Annotated in this window: 16 protein-coding genes; 1 reads left to right on the plus strand and 15 read right to left on the minus strand. The window is 70.2% G+C overall.

Annotated features, from left to right (window positions below; all coding sequences use genetic code 11):
- Positions 1 to 25 precede the first annotated feature (25 nt).
- The 15 genes from WMF27_RS27935 to WMF27_RS28005 all read right to left on the minus strand — a co-directional run bounded on the left by WMF27_RS27935 (position 26) and on the right by WMF27_RS28005 (position 20,682).
- Positions 26 to 400 carry a PAAR-like domain-containing protein gene (locus tag WMF27_RS27935; protein WP_437765826.1) on the minus strand — a complete coding sequence of 125 codons (375 nt, stop codon included), beginning with the start codon at positions 398 to 400 and terminating at the stop codon, positions 26 to 28.
- A 2-nt stretch (positions 401 to 402) separates the two neighbouring features.
- Positions 403 to 1,437 (minus strand): beta-ketoacyl synthase N-terminal-like domain-containing protein, encoded by a 1,035-nt coding sequence (locus WMF27_RS27940; protein WP_437765825.1) that lies wholly within the window; start codon positions 1,435 to 1,437, stop codon positions 403 to 405.
- Positions 1,434 to 2,462 (minus strand): DUF2169 family type VI secretion system accessory protein, encoded by a 1,029-nt coding sequence (locus WMF27_RS27945; RefSeq protein WP_437943131.1) that lies wholly within the window; start codon positions 2,460 to 2,462, stop codon positions 1,434 to 1,436. Before WMF27_RS27945 ends, WMF27_RS27940 begins: the two co-directional genes overlap by 4 nt.
- Before the next feature lie 7 nt (positions 2,463 to 2,469).
- A complete protein-coding gene (locus WMF27_RS27950) occupies positions 2,470 to 5,157 on the minus strand; it encodes a type VI secretion system Vgr family protein (RefSeq protein WP_437765823.1) in 2,688 nt (895 codons plus the stop codon).
- 2 nt (positions 5,158 to 5,159) lie between these two features.
- Positions 5,160 to 7,400, minus strand: coding sequence for a type VI secretion system Vgr family protein (locus tag WMF27_RS27955; RefSeq protein WP_437765822.1), 2,241 nt, complete (start codon positions 7,398 to 7,400; stop codon positions 5,160 to 5,162).
- A gap of 12 nt (positions 7,401 to 7,412) precedes the next feature.
- Positions 7,413 to 9,617 carry a type VI secretion system Vgr family protein gene (locus WMF27_RS27960; protein ID WP_437769797.1) on the minus strand — a complete coding sequence of 735 codons (2,205 nt, stop codon included), beginning with the start codon at positions 9,615 to 9,617 and terminating at the stop codon, positions 7,413 to 7,415.
- 118 nt (positions 9,618 to 9,735) lie between these two features.
- A complete protein-coding gene (locus WMF27_RS27965) occupies positions 9,736 to 10,302 on the minus strand; it encodes a hypothetical protein (protein ID WP_437765821.1) in 567 nt (188 codons plus the stop codon).
- Between the two features lie 177 nt (positions 10,303 to 10,479).
- A complete protein-coding gene (locus tag WMF27_RS27970) occupies positions 10,480 to 10,932 on the minus strand; it encodes a hypothetical protein (protein ID WP_437765820.1) in 453 nt (150 codons plus the stop codon).
- 17 nt (positions 10,933 to 10,949) lie between these two features.
- Positions 10,950 to 14,837, minus strand: coding sequence for an RHS repeat-associated core domain-containing protein (locus WMF27_RS27975; RefSeq protein WP_437765819.1), 3,888 nt, complete (start codon positions 14,835 to 14,837; stop codon positions 10,950 to 10,952).
- Between the two features lie 3 nt (positions 14,838 to 14,840).
- Positions 14,841 to 15,263, minus strand: a complete 423-nt coding sequence (locus tag WMF27_RS27980; protein ID WP_437765818.1) for a hypothetical protein — start codon at positions 15,261 to 15,263, stop codon at positions 14,841 to 14,843.
- A gap of 110 nt (positions 15,264 to 15,373) precedes the next feature.
- The gene (locus WMF27_RS27985) at positions 15,374 to 15,982 is read right to left on the minus strand and encodes a hypothetical protein (RefSeq protein ID WP_437765817.1); all 609 of its coding nucleotides are present in this window, start codon (positions 15,980 to 15,982) and stop codon (positions 15,374 to 15,376) included.
- Positions 15,979 to 16,275, minus strand: a complete 297-nt coding sequence (locus WMF27_RS27990) for a hypothetical protein (RefSeq protein WP_437765816.1) — start codon at positions 16,273 to 16,275, stop codon at positions 15,979 to 15,981. Before WMF27_RS27990 ends, WMF27_RS27985 begins: the two co-directional genes overlap by 4 nt.
- Positions 16,262 to 16,864, minus strand: a complete 603-nt coding sequence (locus WMF27_RS27995; RefSeq protein ID WP_437765815.1) for a hypothetical protein — start codon at positions 16,862 to 16,864, stop codon at positions 16,262 to 16,264. The genes WMF27_RS27990 and WMF27_RS27995 overlap by 14 nt, the downstream gene beginning before the upstream one ends.
- 23 nt (positions 16,865 to 16,887) lie before the next feature.
- Positions 16,888 to 19,611 (minus strand): RHS repeat-associated core domain-containing protein, encoded by a 2,724-nt coding sequence (locus tag WMF27_RS28000; protein WP_437765814.1) that lies wholly within the window; start codon positions 19,609 to 19,611, stop codon positions 16,888 to 16,890.
- Entirely contained in the window at positions 19,612 to 20,682 is a 1,071-nt protein-coding gene (locus tag WMF27_RS28005) for a DUF6531 domain-containing protein (RefSeq protein WP_437765813.1), read from the minus strand.
- 274 nt (positions 20,683 to 20,956) lie between these two features.
- On the opposite strand from WMF27_RS28005, the gene WMF27_RS28010 reads away from it, so the two are divergent.
- A complete protein-coding gene (locus tag WMF27_RS28010) occupies positions 20,957 to 21,967 on the plus strand; it encodes a hypothetical protein (protein WP_437765812.1) in 1,011 nt (336 codons plus the stop codon).
- The last annotated feature ends 30 nt before the right edge of the window (positions 21,968 to 21,997 follow it).

A 21,997-nucleotide genomic window follows, 5' to 3' on the forward strand; every position in this document is an offset into this window, starting at 1 on the left:
CGCGCCTGCCGCGGATCGACATGGTTCAAAGCCCTCCCTTGTTCAAGAATCCTGGGCTGCCGGTGGTGCCCACCATCCCGAGCTCCACGAAGACGACCGGCGCCCCCATCACGATGAACGACGGACCGCCCGTGTTGAGGCTGACCACCTCCTTCATCGTCCCTGGCTCGTTGCCGTGACATGCCTTGAAGCTCGATCCCACCGTCAGGATCTTCGCGCCGCCCATCTTCGTTCGTACCGGCGCGTTCTTGATGCCCTCGGCCGAGCTCGCGAACACCGGATAGGGCACCGGGATCGGGCTCGGAGCGGCCGGCGTCGTGCACACGCTGACCGCCAGCGGGACCATCTGGTGCCCTGACCTGGCCGTGATGCAATCCATCATGCAAGCTGTGATGCTCATGCTCACCCCTCTCCGTCCGATGTTCGCGCTGCGCTCGCGAGCACCACCGCGGCCCGCGCCCCGCCGTCGTTCCCGGCAGCCGCGATGGCCACCGGCGACGGCGCAACCCCGTGCTCCCACGCCGTCGCCGCGATCGCGACGAACAGCGGCATCGCCGCGGCACCCAGATAACCGATCCGCTGCGCTGGAGACTCGATGACATACGGGCGGCCGAGCACATCCTGCAGCCTGACGAACGCCGCCTGCCACTCGCGGAGCCGCCGCATCTCGCCCGTGAGATCGGTCAACATCCACCCCGCTGTCTGCCCAGCCCGCGCCAGCGGCTCGGCCGCCTGCCGCGTCGCGCTGGTCAGTCCGAACGCCTCGTAGGCGGGCGCGTCGTCGTGGGGCCCAGCGCGCTCCTGCCCGGTCCCCACGCCGACCACGCGCGCGACGGTGCGGAGACCCCGCCGCCCCGCGTCCGCGTCGCGCATCAGCGCGAAGAACGCCGCCCCCTCCCCCGGAATGCGCGCGTCCAGGTTGTCGGGAGAAAAGAGCCGCCCGCTCTCCTCGAGCGCCGCAATCGCACGCGGGTCGTAATCGCTGTGGACGCCGCCCAGGATCACCGCGTCGACCTGCATCGACGAGAGCGCGTTCAGCGCCTCGAGCAGGAGCGGCCCCAGCGCCGCCTCGCCGCCTGCGACGATCTTCACCGCCGCCGGCGTCGAACGCTTCACCGCCGCCGCGAGGAGCTTCGTCGCCGCAGGCGCGTCCGGAACTCCTTCGTCCAGCGCGAGCTGGACCAGGATCTTGCCGTCGCCGATCCGCGAGACGGCCTCCTCGAACGCGGGCGCCGCGAGCAGGACGAGCCGCTCCGGCCCCACGATGCGCGGATCGATCGCCGGCACGAATCCCATCGTGATCGCCTCGCCGGCCGAGTTCGCGAGCGGCGCCTCTGCGACGGCCGGGAAGCCCGCGCGCAGCAAGAACCCCGTCTGTCGGGCGTTCAGCCCGATCGGCGTGCGTGCCCCGACCTCGACGACCCCGACTGCGCTCACCCGGCCTCCGTCTCGGTCACGACGATCTCGACGTCCTTCATGCGCCGCGGCGCCTGGAACGACGCGCGCCACACGAGCTCGACGACCACGCCTGGAGGAGCGAGCGCGTCGATCAGAACTGTATCGAGTTCAGGTAAGAGGATCTCAGGCGCGCGCCCCCTGACCGTCATGGCGACCGTCACGGCGGTCCTGGGCAGTCGAAATACCATCGTTCCCTGATCCGGCGTGAGGTTGAGCAGGACCACCTCTTCTCCACCGCGCACCGCCGGCGTCGCGACGAGCCCCGGTGAGGCGCACGAACTGGCGCGATCGTCGTGGTCCAGGGGCAAGAGAGGCGCGCGCTGCCTTTGCCAGGCAGCATCATAGGTCCCAAGATAACGCCGCCGTGGCTCCCAGTGGCGGCCGATCGCGCCGAGCCCTGCAGGCGCCGGGCGCGTGCTCACCGAGCGGATGAGATCCGCCGGGTCCTCGATGAAAGGCGCGGGCTTGTGCGTGAGCGCTTCCGGGTCGCGCGCGATCCCCATCCCCACCGGATTCCTGGGCTCCTCGACAGGGTGCGACGGATCGCTCCGATCGAGCCCGCCCCACGCGTGGTCGTACCGCACCTCGATGCCGGTCGTAGGGCGCGGCTTCGACAGCCCGGCGCCGTTCGCCTCCCAGACACGTAATCCGAAGATCCGGACGACCTTCTCCAGGCTGCCGAGCCGCACGCCGGCGTCGAAGAAGGGAACGGCCCGTCCGCCGGGCGCGTGCGCCGCCGCCACCACGATCACGTCCGTGCCCGGCTTGGCGACGCAGAGATCCGAAGGATACTTGATGCTGCTCTTCTCCGGATCACCCCACGGCACGTCGGCGCTGCGGATCCGGCGCTGCTCCGCGCTGTCCGAGATCTCGAGCTCGCTCTGCCCCTCGACCGAGACGAACGTCGCCTTCACCACGACGACGAGGCGCTCGCCCTCCTTGCCGACGAGCAGGAACGGCGCGGCGACGAAATCGGTCCTGTTGTCCATGCGCGGCGGATCCATGGCTGCCTCACAGCAACGATACGTTGCGCTTCAACCTGACGTTCGGCGCCGTGATCGTGACGAGCCCGGCCTTGATCGTCACCCCTCCGCCGTCGATGACCACCTCGCTCGATCCGCACTTGAACACGATGGCGCCCGCGGCGTCCACCTTGTGAAACGCCCCGATGAACATGCCCTTACCGCCCGCCATCACGGAATGCGAGCCGCCGATCTTGTCGACCACGGCGCCGCCCACCATCGTCGTGCGACTACCGCCGACCGTCTCGGCCTCCGGCGCGCCGCTCACGACGACAAGGCCGGCCGCTTGCTCCGTCTTGTCGGCCAGGCACGTCTCGGCCCGCGTACCGGCGACGAGCTCGATCCGCGCAGCGCCGATCCGCTGCGACCGCGCTCCCCCGACCGTCGTGTGAATGCCGGCTGCCGCGATCGTGGCCTTCATGCCCCCGACGGTCTCGTCGTGCGTCGAGGCGCACACGTTCACAGAGTGCCCCGGCCCGGTGACGCTGTCCGACGCCGAGCTGCCCGCCGATACGCCCTCTTTCGTCGCCCCGGAGGCGCCCGAGGGGCCAGCACCGCCGTCCGCGCCAAGGCCCGACGCATGGCCGGGGCGCGCCGGGCCGGCATTCATCGCCCCTCCGAGCAGCGCGTCGAACCAGCCGGATCCATCGCCCGAGGCCGCTGGCCCGCCGGCAGCTGCCCCGAGGGACGCGCCGAACGCGGCCGGCGAGGGCAGGCTGGCCACCGCGTCGAGCGCCTTCGTCGTGGCGCCCATGTCCCCGACGTTCATGGCGTCCATGGCAGCTCCCAGCTCCCCAAGCTGGGTCTCCAGCGCGTGGACTGGCACCATCATCTGGTTGACCTTCGCCACCGCCGCCCGGTCGAGCGCCTCCAGCGCGCGGCGCGCCTCCGCCGTCGCGGCCTCTGTCGGCGCGCTCGCGGCGAGCGACAGGAGCGCGCTCGCCGGATTGCCGGTCATCTCCTTCTGCGTGCCGCCCACCGCCGTCGCGCTCTCCCCCTTGGCGGTGAGCCCATAGACGGCGTTCACTTGCACCGATCGATTGCCGCCCACGCTCGTGGTCTGCGCGCCGTCGACGGTGGCCAGGTAGCCGTTGGTCACCTGGATCTTCTGATCCGCGCCCACGGAGAGCTGCGCGTCGACCTTGACGCTCTTCGACTCGTTGACGCCGGTGGAGCGCGTCTTGTCGTTCGCCGTCGCGAGCGTCGTGTTCCGCTGGGACCTGATGCTGATCTCCTCGTGTCCAGCCTTGTCCTCGAGGCGGATCTCGTTCGCGCCCGAGCCACCCGGCGACGAGCTCGTCCGCAGCGCGCTGCGCGACTTTCCATCAGGCAGCGCGTAGGGGGGCCTGAATCGGCCGTTGAAGACGCGCCCCGTCACGACGGGTCTGTCGGGGTTTCCTTCCAGAAACTCGACGATGACCTCCCACCCCACCCGTGGCAGGAGGATCGCCCCGCTCGCCTGCGGCTGCGCCACGCGGATCCAGCACGACGCCGTATCATCGCTCTCGCCGTGGCGATCCCAGTGAAACTTGACCTTGCACCGGCCGTGCGCGTCCGTATGGATGTCCTCGGCAGGCGCGCCTTTCGGCGCGACGACCACCGCCGTCTGCGGGCCCTCGATGATCGGCGCCGGCGTCCGCTGCGGGCTACGGTAACGGACGGTCCTCGGAACGGTCGTGGCGCGGACGACGTACGTCCCGTCGTGCAGCTCGTGCACAGCAGCGGTGATGAAATGGTCGCCGTCGAGCTCATCGGGGGCGTCGACGAGCGTGAACCAGCGGCCCGCGGTGAGCCGCGCGCAGCCGGAATCCAGCGTGAGGCACGCGCGCTCGGCCTGCAGCGCTTCCAGCCGAACCCGGGCGAGCCGCTCCCCCTCGCGTCGCTCGGTGTACCGCCCCGGAACATCGTACACCTCGAGATCCGCGTCCGTATCCGCCGCCGCGGTCACCGTCTGGTCGATCTCCGGCGCCTCGAAGTCGTAGTCACGCAGGACCACCTTGCCAGTCGCCGTGCGGCATCGCCGCACGAGGACGCAGATCGCGTCCTCGACGCCGTCGAGCCCAGCGCCGAAGCGGTAGGGGACCTCCTTGTTCCCGTCGATGGGGTCGCTCGCGGTGCTGTCGTCCTCGAAGACGACGATCTCGCCAGCGTCGCCGGCTTCGGCGTGAAAGGTGATGCCCTCCTCCTCGAGGAGCCGCGAGACGAACGCCAGCGAGCTCTCGTTGTACTGCACGCAGTACGTGCGCTTCGGATAGCTGCTCACGAGGCGCCATGACTGGCGCTGGTCGTCGATACCAGCCCCTCGCAGCACCGCCGAGACGATCTCCTTCACATCCTGGTCCTGATAGATGCGGCAGTCCACCTCGCGCTCGAGCAGCCCCATCCACGAGGTGAGGTGGATCCGGTACGAGGTGCTCCGAACGCCGTCGTTCGTCGGCGTCGCGGCGATCTCGACGTCGGTCACTACCCCGTGCATCTCGTGCTCTGGGCCTCCCCGGCCGAAGGCGAGGTACGCGGGGCTGCCGAGCAGCTCGTCCGGATCGACGTAGATCGCGGAGCGAAGCTCGACCTCCGCCGTGGTGACGAGGCCGAGCCGGCGCTCGACCCGGAATCCGATGACGTCCCGTGACTCGATCGCCTCGGCCCGGAACAGCGTGAGCAGCGTCCGCGGTGCCATGCTCAGTTCTCCTTGATGACGCCCAGCTCGTCGCAGTCGCCGTCGAACGTGATCGCGACACCGGCGAGCGACACCGACGCTGGGGTGAGGGTGATCGTGGACGCCCCCATGACGACGCTGAGCGAGGTCTGGGCCTCGAACACGACGTTCGCCGCCTTGACGATCTGCGCGCCCCCCGCGACTTCGAGGAAATCCGCCTCGCTCACGTCCTGACGATCCCCGGCGACGACGTTCAGGATCGCGCCGGCGGCCTTCTGGCTCAAGCTGGTCCCGATCTCGACGGCGCGGCCGCCGCCGGCGAGGATCACCTTCGCCGCTCCCGCGGCCTCGGTCCGGCTCCCCTTCACCGTCACGGTCCGGTCCGAGGCGGTCATCTCGATCAGCGCCGCGCCGACCGTGTCCTCCATCGTGGCCATGGTCGCCTCGTCGACCGAGCCAGCCGCGAGATCGACCTGCGCCCCGCCGATGGCCAGCGTCGAGCTCCCCGTGACGGTGCGCTTGTGATCCCCGCCCGCCTTGACGTCGCGGCTGCCACCGACGGTGAGCGAATGGCTGCCGACGTCGTCCACCATGAACGTCGAGGCGCGCACCCGCTGATCACCGCCGATCGCGAGATCCTGGTTCGCTCCGACAGCGGCGGACAAGCTGTCGGTCACCGCCAGCGAATGATTGGCGCCGATGGAACGCGACTCGCTGTTCCCGACGCTCTCCATCACATGGTTTCCCGCGCGGATAGAGCCGTCCCGGGACGCGTTCATGAACATCTCCTCGGCGCCCGCCCGGTCGTCCATGCGGATCTCGTTCGCCGACCCGCCGCCCGGGGTGGTGGCGGTCTGCAGGGCCATCCGGGTCTTGTGCGCCGGCAGCGGATACGGTGGCGGAGACGCGGCGTTGTACAACCGCCCTCCAACGAGCGGCTGATCAGGGTCGCCGTCGATGAAATCGAGGCACACCTCCCAGCCCACGCGCGGGGTCAGCATGCCGCCGCCGAGCGGGAGCTGGCTCGTCCGGATCCACGCGCTCGATGAATCATCGGCCTTGCCACGCCGATCCCACGGCAGCGAGACCTTCACGCGACCGTGCCGATCGGGGTGGATCTCCGTGCCCGGCGGTCCCGTCGTGACGGCCGACTGCGCGCCAAGAACCCTTGCCGCCCGCGGGGCTCGCGGGGGGCGATAGGCGCTCTTCGACGTGGGGATTGCGCGGAACGCGATGCGCCCCCCGCGCCGACCTGCGTCTGCGTGCGCATGGGTCTTCGGGCGCGCCTCCAGGGCGATGTCGACCTCCACGAGCAGGTACTCCTGATTGAGCGGCTCGTAGGGATGGTCCGCCAGCGAGAACCTGCGCCCGGGGCGCACCCGAAGGGTGTTCGTCGTGCCGCTCGCGAGGGCGCGCCGGGCGCGGAGCGACTCCAGGAGCACCCTGGCGCGATGATCGCCCACGGCCGGCTCGGTGAAGCGGCCAGGGTGCACGTACACTTCCAGCGCTCTCTCCTGGTCGTCGTCCCCCTGGGCCGTGGCGTCCAGCTTGACCCTGGGTCTCTCGAAATCATGGTCTCGGAGGTGCACGCGCCCCGGTGCGATCGTCCTGTCGCAGGAGATGGTGGTTATCGCATCGAGCGTCGTGTCGAGCCCATCTGTCGGACGGAACACCAGCTGATTCTCCCCATCGATGTCCTCGGATTCTGTGTCGACGAAGGTGACCGTGTCGGCCCCGGAGCTCGAATCGACGAGGAAGGAGATCCCGTCTTCCGCGAGCAGTCGCCTTACAAAGTCGAGATCCGTCTCACGGTACTGCGCCGTCGTCCGTCGCTCCGGGTAGCTCTGCGTGAGCTGCCAGCGCTGCGCCGACGCGGGGATGCCGGCGCCCGCGAGGACCTCCTTCACGATGTCGGGAGCCGACATGCGCTGGAAGATGCGGCAGTCGGCGCGCTGGGTGAGCCGGAAGAGCCTGGGACGCGCGACGAGCCGCGTCGCTGTCTCCTCCGTGCCCTGCGGCGTGGCGCGCTCTGCCTCGACGACATAGCCGGCCAGCTTGCGCTCCTCCCGGCCCTCGCGGCGCGACAGCGTGAGCAGGAGCGGCTTCCCCAGCAAGGCGGCCGGGTCCGGCCCCCCGGCTCGGTCGGTGATCTCGCACCGGAGCGAGCCAACGTCATCGAGCGCCTCGTGCGCTTCGAGCCAGAGGAGGGGGAACCGGACGCCGTCTATCGTGAGCTCGTGCTCGATGTCGATGGAGTCTGCCACGCTGCCCGTCCCTCACCCGATCTTGAGGCTCGCCGCCTGCCGGACGATGAGCGCCGCGTTGATGGCTATCTTCGCGCCCTGGAGCGTCATCGGGCCCCCGTCGAGCTTGATCGCGCTCCCGCCGCCCTGAAACCTCCCCACCCCACCCGCGAGGACGATCTGCGGCGCCTCGACGACGTAATCGCCGCCCGCGTCGCGCAGGTGGAGCCCCCCAATCAGCTGCTTCACCGCGCCGGCCTGCGTGGAGAGCGCGCCCACGCTGTGTATCTCTCCCGCGGACGACGTCTGATCCTTGCTCGTCGCGACGCTCTCGACGCTCGTGCCAGCGACGAGCTGCGCGATGAGCGCCCCTGCCGTCTCATCGTAGGTCGAGAGCATGTTGTCATCGATCGAGGCGAGCGAAACGCTGGTCTGGACCGAACCGACGTCGCGCGAGAAGGCGCCGGTGATCTGCTGGCGGACGCCGCACGAGATGGTGATGTGGTCCCCGCCCACGGCGTAGTCGCGCGCCCCGCCGACCTTCTCGACGAGATCAGCGCTCGCCTGGACCTTGTCGTCGCCGCTCACGGAGATCGCCTGCGCGCCGGCCACCTTGATCTGGAGCGCGTTGCCGACGTCGATCGACTGGTTCGCGCCCACCGTGGTCGACTCGTTCGCGCCGATGGAGACCGCGTAGTTGCTCCCGACGCTGTGCTCCTCGTCGCCGCCCACGGTCTCGTCCTTGTCGTGGCCGGTGGTGATGGCGAGGTCCTTCTTGGCGGAGATGGAGAGCCCCTGGCTCCCGGCCGTGTCGCTCATCGTGATCTCGTTGTGCCCGGCGCCGCCTGGCGTGGACATGCTCTTCAGCGCGCTCCTGGCGGCCGCGCCGGGCAGGGCGTAGGGCGGCGTGTCCTCCGCGTTGAACGTGCGCCCGAGCACGAGGGGGCGATCCGGGTCGCCGTCGAGAAAGCCGACCGAGACCTCCCAGCCGACGCGGGGCAAGATCATCGAGCCCCCGAGGCCGAGCTGCGATACGCGCAACCAGGCGCTCGACGTATCGTCCTGCTTTCCCGAACGATCCCACAGGAAGCGCACCTTGACGCGGCCGTACGTGTCGACGTGGACGGCCTGGGGCTCGCTCGACGGTCCGGTGACGATCGCTGTCTGGACGCCGCCGACTCGCGGCTTCTTCGTGCGGCGGGCCGGGGCGAACGGCGCATCCTTCGGTATGGCGGCGAACTCGTTCTCGCACGCCGCTGCGCCCAGCCGGCCTCGCGATCGGAGCTCGGTGACGACGAACTCTCCCTCCAGAAACGGCTCCGCCGCTCCCTCGATCGCCATCGGCGTACCGCACAGGAGCCCCGCCGCGTGGGTCTTGCCGCGGCAGACGTCCACGTCGCCCCGGAGGGAGCTCAGCCGCCGCGCCGCCTTCCGTGCGCCTTCGGCGCCCGTGGTGAACCCGCCGGGGTACTCGAAGTGGTGAATGGCGCGGTTGCCGGGCGCCGCTGCCGAGGCAGCGGGGAAGACGTCAGGCTTCTCGAAATCGTAGTCGCGCAGCGCGAGGCCCGTGGTCCTCAGGGACTTTCTCCGGCGCAGATCGAGCACCGGCCGGGCGTGCGCGCGCGCGCCCTGCCGGACGGAGAGCAGCACCTCGGGCGTCCCGTCCTGCGGCGCGAAGGCCGCCGGGTCGTCCCCCAGGACCAGCCTGTGCCCGTCCGGGCCGTGGAGGAAGAAGTAGAATACCCCCTCCTCTTCGAGGAGCCGGTGAACGAAGTCCAGCTCTGTCTCGCGGTACTGGCACAGGAACTCACGCGGCGCGTAGCTCTGCCGGAGTCGCCATTCGACACCGCTGTCGACGCCGGCGTCGGCGAGGACGGTCTTGACGACATCGATCGGGCTCCTGTCCTGGAAAATGCGCGAGCCCTCGCGGTGCTCGAGCGCGGCGAGCGCCGGCCGGAGCCGGAGGTGAAAGCGGTACTCGCCAGCCTGGACCTGGAGGAAGCCAACCCGGTCCGGCAGGCCGTCGTAATGCCGGACGCCCCCGTGGCCATCATCGACCTCGAGCAGCATCCTGCGCTGGAGGCACCCATCGACACGAAACGACGGGTCGCTGGTCGAGATTTCGACGCGGACGGCGTAAGGCAGCGAGATCGCCTCATGCGCTTCGTAACAGAGGACCCGGACGTCGCCGGGCAGACCGCCGCCCTTGAGAATGATGTGGCCGAGCGTCCCCTCCATCAAACGCGCCCTCCAGCTCCCGGAACCCTCATGTGTATCCTGACTCGCCGCCCCTGGCAACGCACCTCGCGCGCGGTCAGCTGGACTCCCTGGGAACGCGGGGCGCGAGGGCGCGGGCTCAATTGAGCCTCAAGATGCGCCCGACGAGGCGGAAGAGCCCGCGAGAGGCGGCGCTGATGCGGCTGCCGATCACCTCGATGTCGCCGTCCTGACGGATGCGGACCGCGCCGTGCCCTGAGCGCAGGAGCACTTCCTCCTCCGCCTCGATGCTCACGGTGGTCGCCTGCAGCCGGATCTCGCGAGGCTTGCGCGTCGTGAGCGCCGCGACGACGAGAGGCGCTTCCCCTTCGCAGCACTCGACCAGCACCAGGTCGCCGTTGGCCTGAGCGTCGGCGATCACCTCGGGATCCACCTCGGGCGCGAGCTCCGCCTCGAACGGCGCGGTCGCGCCGCGGAGCACGATCGTCGCGCTGCGGCCAGCCACGTCGAGGACGCGCGCGGTGCGTGTCCCCGCCGCCGGTGCGCGAGCTGGGGCGCCGTCCGCCCCGCGCGGCGCCGGCTTCGGGGAGGTGGATTGCGGCAGGAGATCGTCGATGGAGAGGCGCGACGCGGGCGCGGACTCCTCCTCCGGCTCGACGGTCACGCTGCCAAGCCCGTCGACGTCCTTGTCGTGAGCCCTCATCATGCCTCCGGGTTCCCACGCGATGGCAATATTCCACCGCGGCGAACTCGATCTGCGACCATGCTTCTCCAGGTCGTCCGTGCGGCGAACGACGCGCGCGTCGAGCCGAGCCTCCTCGCTGCGCCGGTCTGTAGTCCTGATGAGCGCGAATGCATCGATTCTGTAAGTCTACTAGGAAGGCTACTCATAAGGGTCGACCAGCGCCCAGAGCTCTTTGCACCTCTTCCTGTAGGCCGGGTCCTTGGGGTCGACCTTACGGATGGCGCGAAGAAAATTCTTCGGCGGCTTGTAACCATGTGTATCGATGTAATGGAGGATCAGGTCCGGAAAGATGTAAATGCATGTCTTTCCGGGGACGCAGATGTTTCTCCAACCTAGATATGTCTCTTTTCCAGCAACGATGCGCTCGGGGGGCTCAGTATCCGGATCGTCGAAGCAGAAGCTGCACGCATGCGTGCCCTCGATTTCCACGGGTGTCCAGCCATTCATGATGATCTGCTCCAACCTCGCGACGTCCTCCGGCTCCACGGCCCCTTGAGGGATTGGATGAGGCTTGTCCAGCCAGCCGATCGTGACCAGCTTCGGGTGCTCGCAACGCTCCCACCAGTGCCCTCCATCACGGTAGTACGACATGGCACAACACTCCTGTTCTATCTCGGCGATTTGCGCTTCTTTTTGCTACCGCTGCCCTTGCCTTCAAAAAATTTATCGTCCAGTTCGCGGGTCGACGGACGGTGGTTCGCCGGACCCGGGACCACGTTCGACGTCCCCCCCTCACGCCAGAAGCCAGGCTCATAGCGCCAGTCGTTCCGCTCGTTCTGGGTGAATACAGTGCTGTAGCTCTCCCCAACATGCAAATTTTCCGTCGGAGCATACACTTTGCTCCCATCTTTCGCCATCTCTGCGGCGAGGCGGTCGGCGATGCTGTTTTCCCCCTTGGCCGTCTTGCAGCTCGCCAGCCGGATCGTCATTCCAGGCTTGTAATCCGGGTGGTTCCGGATATAGCCGGCGAGCTCCTTCTCGTCGTGAACCATGTACTTTCGATGATCTTGACGGGCTCTGTCATCGAACGGCCGATTCATACCGCTCGAGTTTCCGTGCCCTCGCAAGATGAATTCGTCGGGATTGTCAGGAAAATCATTGATTCGCTCACCAGCATTGATGACGACCAGTCCGAAGGGATCCCCCCATCGGAAGGGGTTGCGCGCATACCGATACGCGTTCAGCCCGCCGAGGAGCCCCGTCGGGTCGGGGCTGATGTAGCGCCCCGTGTCCGGATCGTAATACCGGAACCGGTTGTAGAAGAGCCCCGTCTCCGGATCTTCGTACTGCCCCTGAAAACGGAGCGGAGTCTCCGCTTCCGCGCTACCACGCGGCCTCACGCGACCCCAGACGCGCCGCTCGATGCTCCCCGCGATCGTCCCGTCCAGGTTCACGAGCGCGTCTGGCGCGCCCGCCGGGTCGGTCAGGTAGCAGCGCCAGCGGCCATCGCCGTCATGCTGATAATGCGCCATCGGGACGAACTCGTCATCCTCGTACACGTAGGTCCGGGCTCGCTCGGAATCTCCCGCGCGCGTCACCTCGTGGACGAGCCTGTGCCGATCCCAGACGTACCGCGTCGTCGCTACCTCGATCCACCGCTCCCCCTGGCCTCGCCTCGATACACGCTTGCCGATCCGCCTCGCCAGCGGATCGTACGTGAACTCCACGCGAAGGCCTTCGGGCGTCAGGACGCATTCGAGCAGATCCCGATCGCTCCACTGGAAGCGCGTCACGAGCTCTCCGCCCGATGGCGCACGGACACGCCGCTCGCTCAGGCGCCCCAGGGCGTCCCACACGTAGTCGATATCTCCGCGGCGAACCAGCCGCCCACCCGGTCCGTAGGACCAGGCGCCGCTGCCGCTCGCCTCGGCGATGTTGCCGGAAGGATCGTAGCGGAAACGCTCCTCCCGCTCCACCGCTCCCCACGCCGCGATGACCTGGCCGCGCGCGTCGTGCTCGTACCGCGTCACCCCGGCGTCGCGATCCCAGACCTCGAGGAGCTCCTGCCGCGCGTCGTACCGGTATGCCCGGCCCCACACCGCGTCGGGCAGCGGCCCGACCCAGTCCGGCTCTCCTCGCCCGATCCTCGGCGCACGCGCAGGGGACGTGAGCCACCGCGCGGCGATCTGACCGGCAGGCGTGTACGCGGTCGTGACAGCGCCGCCGTCGGGCGAGAACACGCGCCGCACCTCGCGGCCCAAGGGATCGTTCGCATGGTCGATCAGAAGCCCTGCCGCCGCGCTCGTACGCCTCCGCAAGCCGCGGGCATCCCGGACGACGGCCTCGTCGTGGCCCCACGATGTCCGGCGCGCCACCGCGCCCCCGATCGCGCCCCACGTCGTCTCGATCGCGTACGACACGCCCCCGACCGTCTGCTCCTCGCGCGTGATCCTCCCGCGCGCGTCGCGCTCGAACGTGAAGCGCCCCGCGCCGCTCGACGCCGCGATCACCGCCCCGTTCGCGTCGTGCTCGTACGTCTCGGTCCCGCTGCCCGGCCGGGTGATGGTGACCAGGTTGCCGGCGGCGTCGTAGGAGAGCTGCATCCACCCGCGCTCCCCGTTCTCGATCGACTGGAGCCTGCCCGCCTCGTCGAAACGGTACCTGAACGTCCGCCCGTCGAACGTCGTCTCCTTCACGAGGCGGTGCCACGCGTCGTAGTCGAGCCGGTGCACCTCGCCCACCTCGTTGTGCACCTCGACGAGCTCGCCGTCCCGATCGTAGGCGAGCCGCACGATATTGCCGTTCTGGTCCTTCGCCGCGCAGAGCTGCCTGTAGCCGCCCCACGCGAGCTCACGCACGTTGCCGGCCGGATCCTCGACGCGCACGAGATAGCCCTCCGCGTCGTACGCGTACCGCGTGACGCCCTCAGGAGCTTGCGTCGCGAGCAAGTTCCCGAGCGGCGAGTACTCGTGGCGGACGGTCCGCCCCATCGGGTCGGTCCTTGCAACCATTCGCCCGAGAGCATCATAGCGCCACGTCCAGCGCGCGCCGTCAGGGGCGATAGCGCCGACCTGATTGCCATGCACGTCCCGCTCGATGCGCCATGAACCGCCTCCCGGGGACGCGACCTCCACGACCTGACCTCGGCCGTCGCGCCGGTAGAGCGTCGCCGCGCCAGCGCCGTCGCGATGAACAACCACGTTGCCGCGCCCGTCACGATCGAGCTCGACCGTGTCTCCCCGCCGGTCCGTGATCCGCACCGGATTGCCACGAGCGTCCCGCTCGATGCGCGTGACGCGGCCCAGCGGGTCGGTGATCGCAAGGACACGGCCGCGCTCGTCGCGCTCGAACGTGGTCGTCGCCCCCAGGCCGTCGGTCCGCGACAGGAGATGTCCGTGCTCATCATACGTCCGCGTGACGACCCCGCGCCCGTCGACGCTCCTGTCGAGCGTCCCCATCGGGTTGCCAAAGAACCGGCGGATGGTGGTGGAGTCGATCACCTCGCTGTAGCCGCCGGAGCCGTACACGAGCTTGCAATGATAGATGCCCTTGGCCACCGTGGTCCCGTCACGGAGCCGCGGGGGCAACCCCTCGGCGAGGCAGGGATCTGCCTTGCCGGCGTGGTCGAGCCAGACCTCCACGCAACGGCGCTGCGAATCGTAGGCGTAGTGAGACGTGAGCCCGACGCGATCGGTGGACGACACGAGGAGATGACCACCATCGTACGTGTAGCGGGACGCGTGGCCCTCGGCGTCCGTCACGCGGACGAGGTCACCGTCATCGCCGTGGGTGTAGCTCGCGATCCGCAGGGAACGATCGTGCGTGGGTGAGGTCAGCACCTCGATCGCAGCGATCCTGCCGCCGGCGTCCGGCGTGACGCGCAGCACCCTCCCCGCGCTGTCGACGACGCGAACGAGCGCGCCGTCATGATACGTGAGCTCGATCCGGTTCCCGTTTCCATCCTCGATCGAGCTCAACCGGAGACGGCGCTCCTCGGGGCCAGCGCTCGCAAAGACGCGATCGAGCCCGTCGCCGATGTCGAGCACGAAGCCGCTGGCAGTGCGACGCAGCAGGTAGCCCCAGGGCCCGATCGTCTCCTCTCCAACAGCGAGGGGCTGCTCGAAATCGACGGAGATACCCTCCTCGGTCCACACCACGATGGAGCGGCGTCGCACCTCGATCGTCCACCCCCAGCTGTGTCCCCAACCCCACCCCAGCCCGAAGTCGCGCGCGGCCGCACGCGAGCTGTAAGAGCGCGTGAACTCGAGCGGGATGGGCCCGGGGAGGCGCAGATCGGTGACCGGGGGCGTGAAGACCCGCCCGGTGACGACGTCGACCGGGTCACTGGCGCTCTCGGTATCGGATGTACCGCTCGGCGCGCACTTCTGGTCACCGCTCGCGCCCGTGCCCTCGCCGCCACGGCCGTCGCCGCCGCCGTCACCACCGCCGCTGCCGCCGCCATCACTTCCGCCCGCGCTCCCGCCTCCGCCCATCACGGCGATTCCCGGGCACATGCCCGGCGGGGCTGCTGCGTCCGGCGCAGGTGCTGTCGACATCGCTCAGCCCTCTCCTCGACGGCCCGGGCTCCCTCCTCGCTCGCCGCGGAGCGCGGCGTGAAACCGCCTCTCCGCGCCGGGATCCTCGGCCATCCGCGGGCTCCAGTGCTCGCTCCCGCGGACGTAGTCGGCCAGGGTCACGCCCACCCTGGCGAGCGCCGCCTGCACGTCCCCCGTCTCGTGCAGCAGCGATGTCACCTGAGCGAACTGCTCCAGCGAGATCGGCGGTGCCGCCGCGCGTGATGCCGCCTGGTAGGCCGCAGTACACGTTGCGAGCAGCGCCGGGATGCCTTCATGTTCGTTCGCCAGAGCGCCCGAGAGGAGCGCCTGCCAGTGCGCGTCGGCGGCGTTCCATCGCGCCTCGTCGAGCCCGTGTCGAGCGAGCACCTCCGCCTGCGCGCCGCCGGATGCAGCAAGCTGAGTCATGACCGTCACGTACGTCTCCAGATCGAGCACCATGATTGAGCGGGTCGAGCGTAGGCGATGCGGATGTGCTGTTCCAGAACGAAGAGCGACGGATTCCGGCGCAAGGGCGCTCAAGGAGAGGAGTCGCGGCCCGAGGTGCCCTGGCGCGCCTCGTGCAGCGCGATGGCGCGATCGAGCGCCTCCCTCGCCCCTCGCTTCTCCCGGGGGAATGCCTCCACGTGATCGCAACGAGTCCACACCAGCGCGCGTGCGATGTCCGACAGCGCCGCCGCCGGCTCGTTCGGGTCGGCATGGCGGTGCACCTGAAAGAGCACGGGCACCTGCTCCGGCTGCCGTCCCGCCGCGATCAGGTCGGCGCGCAGCGTCCTCGCGCGGTGCACGCCGAGGGCGAGCCAGCGCGCCCGGCCGTCCACCGGGAGCACGATGACGTGCGCGCGCTTCAGGGCCTCGAGCTCGGCGCGCACCTCGTCGCTCTCGGCCGCGAGGCCCTCGATGGGCTCGTGCCAGGCGACCCCGCGCGTCACGACCAGCGAGACGCGCAGCGGAAGGGCGCCGGCGCCGCGCGGCCAGAGCAGCTGGGCCCCCGCCGGCGTCGGGCCGGACTCGATCGACACCGAGCGGGCGAGGCCGGCCAGGTGCCGGAGGAGCCGGTAGGGGCTCCCGGTGGGGCCCGTATAGTAGACGACGTGAAGCGGCTGTGGCTGGGCGGGGGTGCTCACCAGTCGAGGTCCTCTTGCTCGACGACGACGCGCGCGTTGTCGAACAGCGCTGCGACGAGCTGCCGGCGATCGTCGAAGACGAGGCCCTGGGCGTAGTCCACGACGCGGCCGCCGGGCTCCTCGTTGACGCAATGGACGCCCCAGAGCACCGGCTCACCCGTGGCGTCGTCGCAGGTGCGAAGCGGCTCGGGCGCGCCGTCAGGCCCGCAGGCCGCGATGACGAGCGGCGCGCCGCCGCCCTTGGCGGCCGCGCTGGCGGCGAGCTGGCGGCAGAGGAGGTTACTTGGCTTCATGGTCGGCCCTCATCTCCTCGTAGAGCGCGATGGCGCGGTCGAGCGCTTCTTTCATACCGCGCTTATCCCCAGGGAAGGATTCGAGGTGATCGCAGCGCGCCCAGGTGAGCCCCGGGACGATGTCGGAAGTCGGGCTCGTGGGGACGCCTTCCTGGTGCGGATGGTAGATCTGGAACACCACCGGGATGGTATCGGGATCCCGCCCCGCGGCGACGAGGTCGGCGCGAAGCATCTTGGTGAAGTGTGGGCCACGCCAAACGCGATGCGTCTGATCATCAACCAAGAGAATGATGATCTGGGCGCGTTTCAGCGCGGCGAGCTCCCGAGAAAATGTGGTGCTCCCGTGGTTCGCGGCCGCCTCCGTGGCCACAAGGTTCTCGATCGCATGGCTCCACGAACTGCCGCGCACCCAAACAAAGAAGAGGTGGAGGGAGTATAGAACATCGCCATGTGGCCAGAGCACGCGGCCTTCCGTGGGCCCCCCTGGCTCGTCGACCACGGCGCTGTCACTGCCGAACGAGCAAACGTGCCGGAGGAGCTTCGCAGCGCTGCCCATGGTGGACTTGTAATAGACCACTTCCAAATGCATGTGCGGCGGTCCAGGGGTTCCCATTATCCGTAGTCCCTTTGAAAGCCGATCCGAGGATTCTCGAACATCGCCATCGCGAACTGGTGGCGATTGTCGAAGACCATTCCTTGATCGTAGTCGACGATCCTCCCGTCGGGGCCCTCGTTCACCCAGTGATCGTCCCACAGCTTGGGCTTGCCCGTACTGTCGTCCCACGTCTGGAGCGGCTCGTTGTTGTGGCGGTCCTGTGCCGGACCCATGATCGCAGTCCGGTAACCAGCGCCGAGCTCTCTTGCGTCGTCAGCCACCTTGGCGCACTGGCTCGCATTCTTTGGCACCTTGATCGATGCTTGGCGCGCCTTGAGCTCCGGGTCAGCGTCGAAGCGCGCGCGGGCCGCATCGCGCATCGCCTTCTTCTCGGCGGCGCTGATCGGCTGCGGTTCGATCCAGCTGACGGACTTGCCGTAAACATCGGCCTCCGCCGTCGGATCCACCCCTCTCGCATAGAGGTTCACGCCCCCTTCCAGCCCGATCGGGTCCGGGCTGATGAACCTCCCCACCTCCGGGTCGTAGTACCGGTGCCGGTTGTAGACGAGCCCCGTCTCCTCGTCCGCGTATTGCCCGAGGAAGCGGATCGGCGTCGTTGCGCCCCCCTCCCCGCTCCCCTCGATCCTCTTGCCCCAGGCCGATAACCGCAGCTCCCCTGCCACGTCGCCGCGCTCGTCCAGGAGCCGCTCCGGCGTCCCCAGGGGATCGTTCACGTAGTGGTACCAGCGCGACGCCACGTCGCCGCCCGCCCGGCGCGTCTCGCCATGCGCGAGCGGGACAGCGCTCCCGCCGTCGAAGACGTAGGTCCGCTCCTCGACGACCGCATCGCCCTCGCGCGTGCGCACCTCGTGCACCGGCACGTGCCGATCCCAGTAGAAGCGCGTGCGCGACACGAGCCGCGCCCCCGCGCCGTCCTGCGTCGAGACGCGCTTCTCGATCCGCCGCGCGAAGGCGTCGTACGCGAACTCCACCCGGCGCCCCTCCGGCGTCTCCACCCGGCGCAGGAGCCCGCGCCCGTCCCACGCGAAGCGCGTGATCCGCGCAGCGCCCTCGCGCTTCTCCACGAGCCGGCCCAGCTCGTCGTACCGGTACGCCACGTCGCCGCGCCGGATCAGCCGGTCGCCGGGGCCGTGCTCGCGCGCGGGCGCTCCAGGGCCCCCGTCGACCAGGTTCCCCGTCGGATCGAAGGCGAAGATCTCGGACAGGCCCGCCTCGGCAAGGACGTCCAGCAGCCGCCCGGCAGGATCACGATGGTAGACCGTGCGACCGCGGGTGAGATCCTCGACGGCCTCGAGGCGCCCCGTGGGGTCGTAGCTGTAGCGCGCGTCCACGACCGTCCCCGCCGGGCGCGATCCCACCCAGTCGGGCTCGCCCGCGCCGGCGCCCGGGCCCCTCGCGGCGCGGCGGACGACGCGGCGCGAGAGGCGCCCGACCGCATCGAAGGCGCTGTGCACCTCGCCTCCCCCAGGCAGCACGCGCGCGATCTCCCGGCCCAGAGGATCGAGGTGCCGGCGCACCACCTGCTGGCCGTCGAGCGTCACCCGGGCCGCGCGGCCGTCCGGCGCGCGCTCCCACGACAGCGTGTGGCCGAGCGATGTTGTCCGCCCGATCGGGCGCCCCTCGGCGTCGTGGCTCACCTCGACGGTGAACGCAGGGCCCCCCGGAGCCTGCTGCGTCTCGCGCACGATCCGCCCCATCGCGTCGCGCTCGAACGCGACCGTCCCGTCCGGACCCGACACCGAGGCCAGGAAGCCGCGCGCGTCGTACGCGTACGCCTCGCGTTTGCCATCCACCTCACGGGCCACCAGCTGGCCGGCGAGATCGTAGACGAAGTTGGTGGGCGCGCCGATCCCTGGCTCGACCCGCGTCTGCTGCCCGGCCGGATCGTACCGGTAGCGCAGCACGCGCCCGTCGAAGGTGCGCTCCTTCACCCGGCGCAGGGCGACGTCGACCTCGAACACGTGCTTTTCACCGCGCGCGTTCTCGACCTCCAGCACCTCCCCCTCGCGCCCGTAACGCATCCGCGCGGATCGGCCGGTCGCGTCGGTGACCTCGTGAAGCCAGTGATAGCCGCACCACGCGATGCGCGACACGCGCCCTGCGCGGTCGGCGACGGAGACCAGCCTGCCCTCGCCATCGTAGGTGGTGCGCGCCGTGGCGCCCGCAGGGTCCGTGGTCGCCACGAGATCCCCGCGCGGCGAGTAATGGAAACGGCTCACCGCGCCCGTCGGGTCGGTCATCGACAGCGTCCTGCCGAAGAAATCGTAGGTCCACTCCCACCTTCCGCCGCGCCGATCGAGGAGGGAGACCACGTTGCCGTGCGCGTCGTGGCCGATGCGCACGACGCCGCCGGTCGCATCCTCGGCCTCGACCATCTGGCCCCGCAGGTCGTACGCGAAGCGCCGCGCCGCGCCGGTGGGATCCGTCGTCCGCACCGGCAGGCCGGCGGCATCGCGCTCGATCGTCGTCGCGAGCCCCGCGGGATCGATCACGCGCACGACGTCGCCCCGCGCGTCGCGCTCGTAGCGCACGACGCGGCCGAGGGGATCGGTCCGGGCCAGCAGCCGGCCTCGCGCGTCACGCTCGTAACGCGTGACGGCCTGGAGCTGATCCGTCTCCGAGAGCAGGTGCCCGGCGTCGTCGTAGGTCGCCGACACAGCGTGCCCGCCGTCCACCTCGAGATCGAGCAGGCCGTGGCGGTTGCCGAAGAAGCGCTTCACCTACCGGGAATTGGCGACCTCGCGGTAGCCGTCCGGCAGGTAGGCGAAGCGGCAATGGTAGATGCCTCTGGCGCGCGTCGTGCCGTCGGCGAGCAGCGGCGACAGCCCGTCGGCGAGGCCCGGATCAGGCCGGCCGTCGCGATCGCCCCAGGTCTCGACGCAGCGCCGCTCGTCGTCGTAGCGGTAGTGGAACGTGAGCCCGGCGCGATCGGTGTGCTCGGTCAGGAGGTTGCGCTCGTCGTAGGCGTAACGTGAGGAGAAGCCCTCGGCATCGACCGCGGCGACGAGGCGGCCGATGTCGTCGTGCTCGTAGCGCGCGAAGGTGATCCAGCGCCCCTGGGAGGTTGCGTTGTAGACGCTGATGGAGACGATCCGCCCCTCGGGGCTCGACCCGAAGCGGACGCGCCGGCCGGCGCTGTCCAGCACCTCGGCGATCCTCGACCCTTCGTGGGAGATCGAGAGCCGGTTCCCGGAGCGGTCCTCGATCGCCGTGAGCAGCCACTCCCGCTCCCCCTCGATCGGCAGCGCAAAGGCGTGGTAGAGGCCGTCGCCCCTGTCGAGACGGTAGCCGCCGCCCTCGCGCCGCAGCACCCAGCCCCAGGGCCCGAGCGCCTCGCCGCCCTCGGGCAGCACGGGGAAGTCGACCGAGATGCCCTCGTCGGTCCAGACGCGCGTCGCGCGCCGGGTGATGGTGACGCGCCAGCCGAGGCTGTGGGTCCAGCCGAGACCGAGCCCAACGTCGCGCTCGGCCATGGCCGAGGAGTAACGGCGAACGAAGGAGAACGGGAGCGGGCCGGGCAGCGAGAGATCGGTCCGCGGCACGGTGTACACGCGTCCGGTGACGACATCGACCGGCTCGCCTTCGGACCTCTGCCTCCCCTGCCCGGAGGGCGCGTGTTTCTGATCGCCGCCCCCACCCTCTCCGCTCCCGCTCCCCCCACCGCCGTTGCTGCCGCCGCCGCCGCATCCACCGCCGCCGCTGCCGCCGGAGCCACCGCCGCCCCCCAGGACGGCGACGCCAGGGCACATCCCCGGTGGAGCAGCGGCATCGGGCGCCGGTGCGGTCGACATGGCTCAGCGTGCCCTCCAGGCGGGTGCTTCGGTCGCGTGATCCGCGTGATCGCGGCGCAGGACGACGCGAAGATACCGCCTCCGCGCGACGCGGAGCAACCCCGCTCGCCAGGACGATCATCGCTCGTCGATGCGCCGCCGAAAGCGCCAGCTCACGTGTGCAGGCCAGAGCGGCTTGCAGGACGTTGGCCTGCAGCAAGCAAGCGGGCTCGATGTCGAGCGCCGCTCGATGCGGCGCAGCGCAGGAGCGATGCTTCAGGCTAGGATGCGCGCGATGGGTACGGCGCTAACGGTGGAGCGCTACGCAGAGATGCGCGCGCAGATGGAGTCCGGGAGGCTCCGCGACGAGGTGCTCGCGCGCGCCGGGCTCACGGCGGACGAGTGGACGGCGGCGCAGCGCGAATGGCTCGAGCGGATGGGCGCGGAGCTCGAGCGCGGCAGCTTCGAGCTGACCAACCGCTACACACAAGCCTTCCTCGAGCATCTGCGGGCGTCCGTCGCGGCCTCGCCGCCGGTGAGGGCGCCGTCCGGTCGAGCGCCGGCCGCACCGCGGCTCGCCGCGCCAGCGCCGCGCCACACGGCGCCGGCCGCGCCCGCCGGCACGGCCCCGCTCCCAGACATGGCTGCGCTCGTCGCCGCCCTGCCCTTCGTGCCGAACGCGCCGCCCGGTCGAGCGCCGGCCGCACCGCGGCTCGCCGCGCCAGCACCGCGCCCCGCGGCGCCGGCCACCCCCGCGGCGCCGGCCACACCCGCCGGCACAGCCCCGCTCCCAGACATGGCTGCGCTCGTCGCCGCCCTGCCCTTCGTGTCGAACGCGCCGCCCGGTCGAGCGCCGGCCGCACCGCAGCCCGCCGCGCCAGCGCCGCGCCCCGCGGCGCCCGCCACCCTCGCAGCGCCCGCCACACCCGCAGCGCCGGCCACACCCGCGGCGCCGGCCGCGCCCGCCGGCACGGCCCCGCTTCCAGACATGGCTGTGCTCGTCGCCGCCCTGCCCTTCGTCCCGGCGTCGGAAAAGCGGGGCGCCCCCGCGCCCCCGCCCCCGCCGAGCGCCGCGGCCCACACGGCGCCCGCCCTCTCGCTGGAGCAGTACGCCGCTCTCTGCGCGGAGCTCTCGCTGCACCCGCGGAGCGCCGCGGCGATCTACGCGCGCTACGGCCTCCGCGACGCGGCCGCCTGGCAGGTCACGGACACCGCGTGGCAGGCCCGGATGCGCGGCGACTCCGCCCTCGAGGCGCGCTGGCAGCAGCTCATCGCGCACTACCGAGCCCACTACAGGGCTCGCTGAGCCGACCCGCTCGCCGATCGAAAAGTTTCA

The sequence above is a fragment of the Sorangium sp. So ce281 genome, from assembly GCF_051527395.1.
Classification (GTDB): domain Bacteria; phylum Myxococcota_A; class Polyangia; order Polyangiales; family Polyangiaceae; genus Sorangium; species Sorangium cellulosum_B.

Bases quoted from the DNA above. Each gene is read 5' to 3' on its own strand.
- WMF27_RS28010 (WP_437765812.1), top strand. From the start codon at position 20,957: ATGGGTACGGCGCTAACGGTGGAGCGCTACGCAGAGATGCGCGCGCAG.
- WMF27_RS27980 (WP_437765818.1), bottom strand. From the start codon at position 15,263: ATGACTCAGCTTGCTGCATCCGGCGGCGCGCAGGCGGAGGTGCTCGCT.
- WMF27_RS27995 (WP_437765815.1), bottom strand. From the start codon at position 16,864: ATGCATTTGGAAGTGGTCTATTACAAGTCCACCATGGGCAGCGCTGCG.
- WMF27_RS27945 (WP_437943131.1), bottom strand. From the start codon at position 2,462: ATGGATCCGCCGCGCATGGACAACAGGACCGATTTCGTCGCCGCGCCG.
- WMF27_RS27950 (WP_437765823.1), bottom strand. From the start codon at position 5,157: ATGGCACCGCGGACGCTGCTCACGCTGTTCCGGGCCGAGGCGATCGAG.
- WMF27_RS27990 (WP_437765816.1), bottom strand. From the start codon at position 16,275: ATGAAGCCAAGTAACCTCCTCTGCCGCCAGCTCGCCGCCAGCGCGGCC.
- WMF27_RS27970 (WP_437765820.1), bottom strand. From the start codon at position 10,932: ATGTCGTACTACCGTGATGGAGGGCACTGGTGGGAGCGTTGCGAGCAC.
- WMF27_RS28005 (WP_437765813.1), bottom strand. From the start codon at position 20,682: ATGTCGACCGCACCGGCGCCCGATGCCGCTGCTCCACCGGGGATGTGC.
- WMF27_RS27965 (WP_437765821.1), bottom strand. From the start codon at position 10,302: ATGATGAGGGCTCACGACAAGGACGTCGACGGGCTTGGCAGCGTGACC.
- WMF27_RS27960 (WP_437769797.1), bottom strand. From the start codon at position 9,617: ATGGAGGGGACGCTCGGCCACATCATTCTCAAGGGCGGCGGTCTGCCC.
- WMF27_RS27975 (WP_437765819.1), bottom strand. From the start codon at position 14,837: ATGTCGACAGCACCTGCGCCGGACGCAGCAGCCCCGCCGGGCATGTGC.
- WMF27_RS27935 (WP_437765826.1), bottom strand. From the start codon at position 400: ATGAGCATCACAGCTTGCATGATGGATTGCATCACGGCCAGGTCAGGG.